Genomic DNA, 10,400 nt, shown 5'->3' with positions numbered 1-10,400 from the left:
TGCAGGAAGAGGCGGGCAGTGCGATGGGGGGAAAGCCTCCGGCAAAGGGACAGATGGGCGTGACGAGCTGGGCGTTCATGGAGGGAATGGTGAGCGGGCCGCCGGCGGAAGCCGTGTAGGCGGTGGAGCCGAGCGGCGTGGACACGATGACGCCGTCGCAGCGCAGCGTGCTGAAGTGAACGCCGTCGATGTTCAGGCTGAGGGAAACCGCGCGGGCGACCACGCCGTGCGCGGTGACCACGTCGTTGATGGCCACGCCCTCGCTGAGAAGATCCAGCATGTCTCCCTTCCGCCGCAGGATGCGCCAGTGCAGGGTGAGGTGTCGTTCCAGTTCCCATCGGCCCTGCAGCATGTCGCTCAGAGGCTCTTCCCAGCCCTCGGCGGGAAGAGAGGCCAGAAAGCCCACCCTGCCGAAGTTCATGCCGGCAAGAGGCGTGCGGATGCCGGCCAGACGGCGGGCTACGCCTATCATGGTGCCGTCGCCGCCGAGCACGAGAACGGCGTCGCTGGCGGCGGCTTCGGCCCGCATGGTCATGGCGTCGGCGCCGGCGGAAAGCAGCACGCCTTCCACCTGACGGGCGCGCAGCCAGGGGAGCAGCTCCCGCCCGGCGTTTTCCGGCTGAGGGTTGTCCTTATGAAGAATGAGAAGACGGGAGATGGGCTGCATGAAATATCCTTGCATTGCCTGCAACGGCGGGGGAATGGCCGCCCGGGTCGGCGCGAGAAGAGGTCTTGCGCCGTAATGGCGGACCGGACAAAGGCTCTTGTACTCTAAAGAACAAACTCGCGCAATGGAAAATTGAAACGACGGCCGGATGTCGGCTACGGCCCCGCCGAGGTGGAGGCCGGAAGGCTGCGGCTTTCGGCAAGTGTGCGGAGAAATTTTCGGAAAAGGTGTATTTGCCCCTTGCCGAAGCCCCGGGGGACGTTATTTCTCTTCTGCGGGGAAGGTACGCTCGTGCGCTCTTCGCGGACGGGGCCCGGCCATTGTCAGTGTCGGCGCTTTGGAGTATGGTTCCTTCTCAGAAAGTCGCGGCGAGAGCCGCTCACGTCAAGCGCTTATGGAGCATCATGAAAACAGCTCTTGAAATCATCCACGAACATGCGGAAGAGGGCGCGAAGCTGCGTCGCCGCTTCCTTGCCGACGCCGCTCCCGTGCTCGACGCCGCTTCCCGCCGCATGGCGCGCAGTCTTGCCGACGGCGGCAAGATTCTTGTCTGCGGCAACGGAGGCAGCGCGGCCGACGCCCAGCACATGACCGGAGAACTTCTGGGTCGTTTTCTCATGGAACGCCCCTCGCTTCCCGCCGTGGCGCTCACGGTGGACACATCCACGCTGACCGCCGTGGGCAACGACTACGGGTATGAAGAAGTATTTTCCCGCCAGGTGTCCGGCCTCGGCCGTCCCGGCGACGTGCTGGTGGCCTTTTCCACGTCGGGCGGGAGCGCCAACGTCGTCAAGGCCATCGAAGCCGCCCGCGCCGCGGGCATGACGGTGGTGGGACTCACCGGCAAGGGCGGGGGCAGAATGGCCGCCATGTGCGACTATCTGCTCGACGTGCCCCATTCGCACACTCCGCTGATCCAGGAAATGCACGAAGCGTGCATGCACCTTCTGTGTCAGCTTATCGATCATTATCTCTTCGAGAATGTTCAGGCCCTCAGCGAGGGCCCGAAAGGAGCCTGATTCCATGCCTATTTACGAATATCGCTGCAAAGCCTGCAATCATACCTTTGAGGATCTCGTTTTCGGCGACGAAAAGCCTTCCTGCCCCAAGTGCCATTCCACGGACACGGAAAAGATGATTTCCCGCTGCTCCTGCCGTCTGGCCGACGGAACTCCCGATTCCTTCGACCTGCCTTCGGCTCCGGCGTCCGGCGGCGGATGCGCCGGATGCTCCGGCGGCAACTGCGCAAGCTGCGGTCACTAGTCTGCGGGAACATAGCCTGTTTTCCTGCGGCGACGCAGCGTTTTTCTGAATGCCTCATGGACGCGACGCGGGTGCATCGCGTCCATGATTTTGTCTTTGTTCGGAACGGTTCCGCAGCCGTAAGGCGCCGCGCCGGACGCGTCGGAAACGTCTGCGTCGGCGGGCGTCAGTGAAGCCGTTTTTCGCGGCGGCTTTTGCGGCGCGCTTTCGCATCGGCGCGAAGGATTCGCAACGCGCGTCGGCTGCGTCCCATGAAGAGCGTTTTTTCGGAAGGCAGGCAAGATTCGAGCTGCCGGGCAAGCCGGCGTCATTCATTCTGCCGTTTCCCCGCGGGGGCCGCGCCCCCGGCGCGACGGAAGACCCGACGGCGTCCTGGTAAAAACAGAGGCGCGTCGGTTCCGGCAACTCTGGAGTTTTTATGAAAAAAATCATCATTGCCACGCGCGGCAGCAAGCTGGCGCTCTGGCAGGCGGAACACGTCAAGGGACGCCTCACGGCTCAGTATCCCGATCTGGAAGTCGAACTGCTCGTGCTCAAGACCAAGGGCGACGTCATTCTCGACGTGCCTCTCGCCAAGGTGGGCGGCAAGGGCCTGTTCGTGAAGGAAATAGAGGAGGCTCTGCTTTCCGGCGCGGCGGACATCGCCGTGCACAGCATGAAGGACGTGCCCATGGTGCTGCCTGAGGGGCTGATTCTGGGCGCGGTTCCGGAACGGGAAGTGTGCAACGATCTCTTCCTTTCCGAGCGCTATGCGGAACTTGCCGAACTTCCTGCGGGGGCCGTGCTCGGCACAAGCTCCCTGCGCAGACAGGCGCAGGTTCTGGCGCTGCGGCCCGACATTAGCGTGGCCATGCTGCGCGGCAACGTGGAAACGCGTCTGCGCAAGATGAAGGAAGGCCAGTACGACGCCATCATTCTCGCCCGTGCGGGCGTCAAGCGTCTGGGACTTTCCGCCACCTTCCAGCAGGATCTCACGCCGCCGGACATGCTGCCCGCCGTGGGACAGGGCGCGCTCGGTGTGGAAATGCGCGAAGACAGGGCCGATCTGCGCGAGCTTCTTTCCTTCCTTGAGCATGAGCCCACGCGCCTGTGCGTTTCTGCGGAGCGCGCGTTCCTGCGTCGCCTGGACGGCGGCTGTCAGGTGCCCATTGCGGCCTACGCCGTGCTGAACGGCGGGGAGCTGGAACTTTCCGCGCTGGTGGCCGGCGTGGACGGCAAAACGGTGATACGCGGATTCAGACGCGCCGAGGTCTCGCCGGAACAGGCGGAGCTCATGGGCTGCGCGCTGGCTGAGGAACTGCTTTCCAAAGGCGCAGATCGCATTCTGGCTGAACTTTACAACGGAGAAGACGGGGAAAAGGCATGAGTCCTGCGCTTCGCACCATAGCGCCGCTGTCTGCGGACAAGCTGCGCCCCAGCTGGCCCGCGGAGCGCGTTCCGTGGGAGGACAGCCGCGCCATTCCCCGGGGCGGACGCCGTCGCCCGGCGCAGCCCAGGGCGCTGGCCGCGCTGGAACTTGCGGTGCATATCCGCAATTCCGGGTACAACGTGTACCTTTCCGGCTCGCCCGATCTGGGGCGCACCTACATGCTGTGCGATTTTCTCGAACCGCTCGCCCGCCGGGAAGCCACGCCGCCGGACGTTATTTACGTCAACAACTTCAAGGATGAAGATCGGCCCGTTCTCATTCAGCTTCCGGCAGGACAGGGCAGCCAGATGCGCGATGCGCTGGCCGACGCGCTTCGTCAGCTTCGCGAGGAGCTGCCCGCGCGGCTCGATTCCGACGTGTTTCTGCGCAAGCGCCGCGCCGGACGCGAACAGTTCCGCGAAGAGCGCTCGAACATGGTCAGGGAACTTGAGCGCATGGCCGAAGAAAAGGGCTTTGCGCTCGAAGCCGAAGAGCAGGGAGCGCTGTCGCTGTTTCCCATGAAGGAAGGCAAGCGCCTGAGCGACGAGGAAGTGTCGCTTCTGGACGCGCTGGAGCGCCGGGAGTTCAAGAAAAGAGCGGATCAGCTGCTGCAGAGCATGGCTCCCTTTGTCCGCAAGATGGGCGAGCTTGAAAAGAGCTTTCAGAAAAAGGAGCGTCAGCTTGAACGTGAGGCGGCGGAATATCTCTTGAACCGTCTGGTCTCGCCGGTGGCGGACAAGGCCTGCCGCCTGTCCGGCTGCGAGGAGAAGACCGACGCGCTGCGCACGTTCTTTGACGATCTTCGGGCCGACGTGCTGGATCATCTGGAGCTTTTTCTGCCCAAGGACGGGCCGTCCCTGCCGGGGCACGGCGAAAGCGCCGCGCCGCAGGAGCCGGATCTGTACCGCTACAGCGTCAACGTGCTGGTGGACAACGGCGATATGCGCGGCGCGCCCGTGGTGGTGGAGGATCATCCCACCTACGGCAACCTGCTGGGCTGCGTGGAAAGGGAATCGGAAATGGGCGCGCTCGTCACGGACTTCACGCTCATCAAGGCCGGTTCGCTGCACCGCGCCAACGGCGGCTATCTGGTGCTGCACGCCAACGATCTTCTGGCCAACGGCCCCGCCTGGGAGGGCCTCATGCGCGCGCTGCGCTCCGGCGTGGCCCGCATTGAAGACCCGGACTTCAACGACACCTCCCGCGTGAAGGGCATAGAGCCGGAACCCATGCCCCTGAATCTGAAAGTGGTGCTCGTGGGCGAAGAGGATCTGTACGAAATGCTGCTGGAGCGCGACGAGCGTTTTGCCAAGCAGTTCAAGATCAAGGCGCAGATGGCTTCGGAAACCGAGCGCACGGCTCCGTCCGTGCGGTCTTGGCTCTGCCAGCTCGCCCGCATCATGGACGAGGCCGATCTCTTGCCTTTCGACCGCGAAGCGCTGGCCGGTCTGGTGGATCACGGCTCGGAGCTGTGTGAGGATCACCGGAAGCTGACGCTGCGTTTTCCGCTCATGCGCGAAACGCTCATCGAGGCGTCGGCCACGGCCGCCATGGCGGGCAAGTCCGTGGTGGACAAAGCCAGTCTGAACGCGGCGCTGAAAGCGCGTCGGCATCGTTCCGATCTTGTCGAGGAACTCTTCATGGAGGAATACGACCGCGACGTCATCAAGCTGCGCACATCGGGTTCCGAAGTCGGCTGCGTCAACGGTCTGGCCGTGACTACGAGCGGCGACTACGAGTTCGGCCTGCCGCATCAGATTTCCTGCACCGTGGGCGTGGGGCACGGCGGCATCATTGATCTTGAGCGCGAGGCGGAGCTCGGCGGCCCCATCCACACCAAGGCCATGATGATTCTGAAAAGCTATCTGGCTTCGCAGTTTGCGCACAACAAGCCGCTGGTGCTTTCCGGCAGCCTCTGCTTCGAGCAGAGCTACAGCGGCATTGAAGGCGATTCCGCGTCCGGCGCGGAACTCGCGGCGCTGCTTTCCGCCCTGTCGGAAGTGCCCATCCGCCTGTCTCTGGCCTTTACCGGCGCGGTAAGCCAGTCCGGGCAGATCATGGCCGTGGGCGGCGTCACCCGCAAGATCGAGGGCTTCTTCGAATTGTGTTCCCGCCGCGGACTCACGGGCGAGCAGGGCGTCATCATTCCGCGCGACAACGTGGAACATCTCATGCTGGACGACAAGGTCGTCGAAGCCGTGCGCGAGGGGCGTTTTGCCATCTATCCCGTGACGCACATTTCGGAAGCCATGGAACTGCTTACCGGCATGCCGGTGGGGCGTCGCCGCAAGGACGGCACCTTTGCCCGGGACACGCTGTTTTACAAGGTTGACGAACGGCTGAGCGAATTCGGCTGGCTGGCCGAGCACAGCTTCAAGACCAGAAAGCGCAGAACGCGGGCCTGACGGCGCTTTTTTTGCGCAGCGCGGCGTTTCGGGCGCATGGCGTTTCGGGATGAGCGCAAAAGTTTGAAAAAGGCGTCCGCCTGTTTTTCCGAGGGGAGAAACGGACGGACGCCTTTTTTCGTGCGCGCGGCGAGGCGCCGCGGAAGAATCAGTTTGCTTTCGGTTCGCGGAGGAAGCAGGCGCACACCGCGCCGATGACGGCCAGGGGCGTGAGCAGATGCATGGCGGGGGCCAGACCGCCCCAGAGGTCGGCGACCCAGCCCAGCACGGGGGCGAACATGCCGCCCACGCTGACGGCCACCCCGAGGGTGATGCCCGAAGCGAAGCCCATGTTTTTGGAGAGATAGCGCTGACCGAGCACGACCATGGAGCTGAACGGCGCGAACAGGGCGATGGCGAGCGGAGCCAGCAGAACGCCGGCCAGCCACGGGCTGGTCACCAGCGGAAACACGGCGAGAATGGGCAGGGAGAGGAAGGAGGCCCAGCGTATGACGCGGCGGAAGCCCCAGCGGTCGGCGGCAGCGCCGCCGGAAAGATTGCTGGCCACCCCGAAGATGGAGAACAGCACGAGCATGAGGTTGCCGGTGGACACGGAAGAGTGGAACACGCCCTGCCAGTAGAGCGGCAGGTAGGTGGTGAAGGCCACGGTGAGGCCCATGCGGGTGAGCAGGCAGCCGGAAAGAATACCGAAGGAGCCCCATTCATTGGCGGCGGAGCTGGAGTTTTGCGCGGCCTTGGGCGTTCTGGCCGCCATGTCCCAGGCGGAAACGCGCCAGAGCAGCACCGACGCCATGACGACGCCGAGCAGACAGAAGGCGGCGGTGCCGTGCAGTCCGAAGCCGCCCAGGGTCATGCCGCCGAGCGGAACGCCGCCGACCGCGAGCATGACGATGACCGGCCCCATGAGCATGCCGCCGTTGCCGCCCACGGAAAAGATGCTGAGCCCTACGCCCTTGTGATCGCCGGACACGATGTTGGCGTAGCGGGCCGCCTCGGGATGAAAGACCGCCGCACCTATGCCGCCGAGCACCAGAGAGACGAACATGGCGTATTCGTTGGAGAGAAAGCCTGTGGCGCCGATGCCCAGGCTCGCCATGAGAATGCCGAGCGGAATGAACCAGCCGCGGGCTATTTTGTCGGCGAGCAGGCCGAGGCCCGGCTGCACCAGCGAGGCCACGGCGGAATAGGCGAAGGCGAGGAAGCCGCAGGTCTGGTAGTCGAAGCCGTGAGCGGCCGCAAGATAGGGCAGCAGGGCGGGCAGCGCGTGGGAATTGAGGTCGCAGGAAAGATGGCCCAGGGAAAGAAGAAGGATTTTTCTGTAGTTCATGGCAAAAGACGAAGGTCGGAGTGAACATGCCGGACGGCATGAGTGCGGGCTGTCATGCTAGTCCAGTGCGGGACGCGTGGCAAGACGCCGCATGCATCCTTCGCCGCGGCCTGAGAACAGGCGTTTCGAGGGCCGATCTTCGATTTGTGCCGTCGCGCCCTTCCGTCGCCGTCTCAAAAGCAGGCCGGAAGGGCGCGTTCTGACGAATGCGGGCAATTATTTCAGATGCATGAATTTGGCGGCGTTGTTGTAAAACACGTCTTCCAGCGCGCTGGCGGGCAGACCGCAGGAATGGACGCGCTGAATTTCCGCGCTCGGGTGATGGAAGGGCGAATCGATGCCGAACATGACCCTTTCCGACCCCACGGTTTCATAGGCGTTCCTGATCTGGCATCCCATGGGCATGCCGGACACTTCGAGGAAGAGGTTGTCGTATTTTTTCGCCATGTTGATGCTGCCTTCGATGTACACGCCGTGACCGTGGCCCATGTGTATCATCACCGTGGGCACTTCGGGGTGACGTTCGGCGAGCAGACCGATCTGCCAGGGCAGGGAATAGGGCGGGTGTCCGCAATGGATGAATACCGGCTTGTGGTACGCCTGCGCGATGTCCATGATGGGATCGACCATGGGAGAGTCGGCGGTGAAGGCATCGAAGAGAGGCTGCATCTTGACGCCGGCGAAGCCCTCGTCGCGCAGATAATGTTCAAGCATGTCGTAGGCCTGCTGGCCGAGGTTGGCATTGACCCAGCAAAGAGGAATGACGCGCTCCGGCATGGCGTGCCAGGCGGCGTTCACTTCTTCGTTGAGGTGCGCTCCCGCAGGGCACAGGATGGTTTTTTCAATGTTGTACTCGTCCATCTGACGGGCGAGAAGTTCCGTGTTGAAGTTGACGTTGAAGGGACTGCCGAAAAAACCGATATGGGAATGGGCGTCGATTTTTTTGAAGAAGTCGAAATCATACCGAACGTTGTCCATGACGATGCTCCTTTTGGTTCTGTTGCCCGGACATGGCGACAGAAAGCTGACGGGGCCGAAGCGGCCCCATGCGGGAAGGCTTCTTCTTTTTTTTTGAAAAAGGCAAGCGTTTTCTGACTGTTACAGATGGCACGGCGTTTTTCGTAAAGCGAAAAGAAAGGCCCCTGTCCGCAGAACGGACAGGGGCCGCAGAGTATGCGTCCTTGAGTGGTGAAGGGTGTTTTTCGCCTGCTCTCGAGCGGTGCGCCCTTTCCGATGAGCCTTGCGCCGTCAGCGTGAGCGTCAGATTGCCTCAGGCACAGTCGCGGGAAAAGTTTGTCGGCGCGGGCTCAACGGCCGGATTCGACCGAGGCGCTCAAGGGTTACTTCTTGAAAAGGTTGAGGCCGTCCTTCAACAGATTCTTTGCCTTGTCGCCGGCCTTTTCTCCGCCTTTCAGCAGATCGGATCCCACGATTTCTCCGTCCTTCAGCAGCGTGGAGCCGATATTCTTCGTCTGTGCGGCGGTGACTTCGGCCAGCGTGCGGGAAACTTCCTCTGCCACGATGAGGGCGGTGCGGGCAAAGCTCGCGCCGGATTCCTTCCGGCCGATGTCGGTGAGGCGGATTTCCGGCAGCGGCACCTGCACGGAGAGCTTGAGCATCGGAACGCTGAGCGTGGCCCTGGCGTTGCGGATGATGAGCTCGTCGATGATGACTTTCTTCTTGGAATTTTCGTCGTCTTTCTTTGCTTCGTTTTTCTTTGTCTCGCTGCCGGAAGAGGCCGCGCCTTCGTCGTGGCTGTCGGCGTAGTCCCGAATGTTTTTCAGAATCACGTCGAAGTTGCTGGTTTTCCTGCCGAGTTCATACACGAGTTCGGGGTTGTCCACGGCGATTTTTCGGATGATGATCACATCCTTGAACACCGTGGAGGTGTCGAGATCGACGGCGACGGATCCCACCGTGGCCGCATGGCCGCTGAAGCCGGCCGGATTGCCCACGGAAAAGCCGCGGAACACGCCGTTGCCAGAGAAGAGCGAGATGTCCGCCTTGTCCAGATGCACGGATGTTCCGGTGATTTTGGGGCCTTCGGTGTTGACGGCCTTTTCCACAATGGAATTGAGGGAGAAGAACAGAATAGTGATGCCTGCGGCCAGCAGGACGATCAGAGCCGCCAGAGCGATAAGCCATTTTTTCATGGACAGCCTCCGAAGAAAAGAGGGTTACAAAAGCGCGGCGAGTTTTCTGAAAAGAAGTGTAGAGGAAAGAGGGAAAGAAATCCAGAATCGGGCTGCGTATATTCGGAAAAAAATAAAGGAGAACGCCGCGTTGCGCTTCTGTTTCATCTGCGTAAAAGGCGTGGAAATTTTGTAACTGCCGGTGATTTTGTCAGAAAAATCTGTGGGAAGGAGAGAGTAAAGCGCCTTGACGGAGGGGCGACGGAAGGTGCTCGGAGAAAAGCGGAAGTGTCCGGCCGGACTTTGGCGAGGCGCTTGCGGCGAAGGAGCACGCAGGCGCTCGGAAGACAACGGGCGGATCAGAAACGCTGCGGAGCGCACTGGAGCAGAGAGACGTCCTCCCCGCGTGTTCCTTACGACCGCGCTTTCGGAATGAGCAGCCAGGCGAGGAGTTTTTGTTCCAGCTCCGCCCAGTGAGTTTTGTAGGCCATGGCGGGGTGATCGCTCATGCCCATGTCGTAACGGACGGCGTTTTCCTCACACAGCCAGGTGAGCTGTTCCATCTGCAAAAGGTCGCCTATGGAAAGCGTTTTATAATCGGCGTCGTAGCTGAACTGCTGCCCGCGGTAGAAGCGTCCGGCCATGCCGCCGAAAATGAAGCCTATGTCCTTGCCTTCCTGCGCGGCGAACATCACACGGCTGCCGCGGTACAGGGAAAGTCGCCGCATCATCACCCGGTAGAATTCCAGCGAGGGCGGTTCCGTCATGCCGCAGTGCTCCCTGCCTTTCCAGCTTCGTTCCTCAACGGCGACCATGCGCGCGTAGGCGTCGTCGGCTTCCTGAATCGTGGCGGGCACGACGCGTTCAAAGGTCACGCCGTTTTCCGCAGCCTTGCGGCGCGCCTTTTTCATTTTGGCGCGGAAATTGCCTGAGCGCCGGGAAAGATAGCCGTCCATGCCGCCGTCAAGCGAGGCGCTGCGCTGCAGCGTGGCGGGCTGGGGCAGCACATGAAAGATGTCGGCCGTGCGGCGGGAGAGGCGGGGAAAAAGGTCGTTGCCTTCTTCCAGACCGCTGAGGAGCAGGCAGGGGAGCGCGCCGTGATAGAAGTCGGCCAGCGCGGGAAGCATCCGCACGAGAAGGTCGTCGGCATTCGGGCCCAGCAGAGGGCTTGCGGAAATCCAGTGCGCTTCCACGGGCG

Annotated in this window: 9 protein-coding genes; 4 read left to right on the top strand and 5 right to left on the bottom strand. The window is 62.3% G+C overall.

Going from position 1 to position 10,400, the window contains the following annotated elements; all coding sequences use genetic code 11:
• On the bottom strand, positions 1-667 hold a 667-nt coding region (locus tag ACZM96_RS07305; RefSeq protein WP_489488218.1), incomplete at its 3' end, for an NAD(+)/NADH kinase.
• 401 nt (positions 668-1,068) lie between these two features.
• Here ACZM96_RS07305 and ACZM96_RS07300 point away from each other — a divergent pair.
• From ACZM96_RS07300 to ACZM96_RS07285, 4 genes are all read left to right on the top strand, one after another.
• The gene (locus tag ACZM96_RS07300; RefSeq protein WP_489488219.1) at positions 1,069-1,686 is read left to right on the top strand and encodes a D-sedoheptulose-7-phosphate isomerase; all 618 of its coding nucleotides are present in this window, start codon (positions 1,069-1,071) and stop codon (positions 1,684-1,686) included.
• A gap of 4 nt (positions 1,687-1,690) precedes the next feature.
• The gene (locus ACZM96_RS07295) at positions 1,691-1,930 is read left to right on the top strand and encodes an FmdB family zinc ribbon protein (protein WP_294485120.1); all 240 of its coding nucleotides are present in this window, start codon (positions 1,691-1,693) and stop codon (positions 1,928-1,930) included.
• 418 nt (positions 1,931-2,348) lie between these two features.
• A complete protein-coding gene (gene hemC / locus ACZM96_RS07290) occupies positions 2,349-3,296 on the top strand; it encodes a hydroxymethylbilane synthase (RefSeq protein WP_489488217.1) in 948 nt (315 codons plus the stop codon).
• A complete protein-coding gene (locus ACZM96_RS07285; protein ID WP_489488216.1) occupies positions 3,293-5,743 on the top strand; it encodes a Lon protease family protein in 2,451 nt (816 codons plus the stop codon). The genes hemC and ACZM96_RS07285 overlap by 4 nt, the downstream gene beginning before the upstream one ends.
• Before the next feature lie 148 nt (positions 5,744-5,891).
• Here the strand turns inward: ACZM96_RS07285 and ACZM96_RS07280 are convergent, their stop codons facing one another.
• The 4 genes from ACZM96_RS07280 to ACZM96_RS07265 form a co-directional block, all read right to left on the bottom strand.
• A complete protein-coding gene (locus ACZM96_RS07280; RefSeq protein ID WP_489488215.1) occupies positions 5,892-7,070 on the bottom strand; it encodes an MFS transporter in 1,179 nt (392 codons plus the stop codon).
• A 216-nt stretch (positions 7,071-7,286) separates the two neighbouring features.
• A complete protein-coding gene (locus ACZM96_RS07275; RefSeq protein ID WP_346666347.1) occupies positions 7,287-8,048 on the bottom strand; it encodes an amidohydrolase family protein in 762 nt (253 codons plus the stop codon).
• A gap of 362 nt (positions 8,049-8,410) precedes the next feature.
• The gene (locus ACZM96_RS07270; RefSeq protein ID WP_489488214.1) at positions 8,411-9,223 is read right to left on the bottom strand and encodes a hypothetical protein; all 813 of its coding nucleotides are present in this window, start codon (positions 9,221-9,223) and stop codon (positions 8,411-8,413) included.
• A gap of 392 nt (positions 9,224-9,615) precedes the next feature.
• A partial coding sequence (locus ACZM96_RS07265) for a GNAT family N-acetyltransferase (RefSeq protein WP_489488213.1) occupies positions 9,616-10,400 on the bottom strand: 785 nt, incomplete at its 5' end.

Source organism: Mailhella sp. (assembly GCF_057866825.1).
Note: the sequence above shows the minus strand (reverse complement) of the source record. Positions and strands in the feature narration are given on the sequence as shown.

Excerpts from the sequence above, each read along its gene's own strand:
- ACZM96_RS07295 (WP_294485120.1), top strand. The coding sequence starts at position 1,691 with ATGCCTATTTACGAATATCGCTGCAAAGCCTGCAATCATACCTTTGAG.
- hemC (WP_489488217.1), top strand. The coding sequence starts at position 2,349 with ATGAAAAAAATCATCATTGCCACGCGCGGCAGCAAGCTGGCGCTCTGG.
- ACZM96_RS07285 (WP_489488216.1), top strand. The coding sequence starts at position 3,293 with ATGAGTCCTGCGCTTCGCACCATAGCGCCGCTGTCTGCGGACAAGCTG.
- ACZM96_RS07280 (WP_489488215.1), bottom strand. The coding sequence starts at position 7,070 with ATGAACTACAGAAAAATCCTTCTTCTTTCCCTGGGCCATCTTTCCTGC.
- ACZM96_RS07275 (WP_346666347.1), bottom strand. The coding sequence starts at position 8,048 with ATGGACAACGTTCGGTATGATTTCGACTTCTTCAAAAAAATCGACGCC.
- ACZM96_RS07270 (WP_489488214.1), bottom strand. The coding sequence starts at position 9,223 with ATGAAAAAATGGCTTATCGCTCTGGCGGCTCTGATCGTCCTGCTGGCC.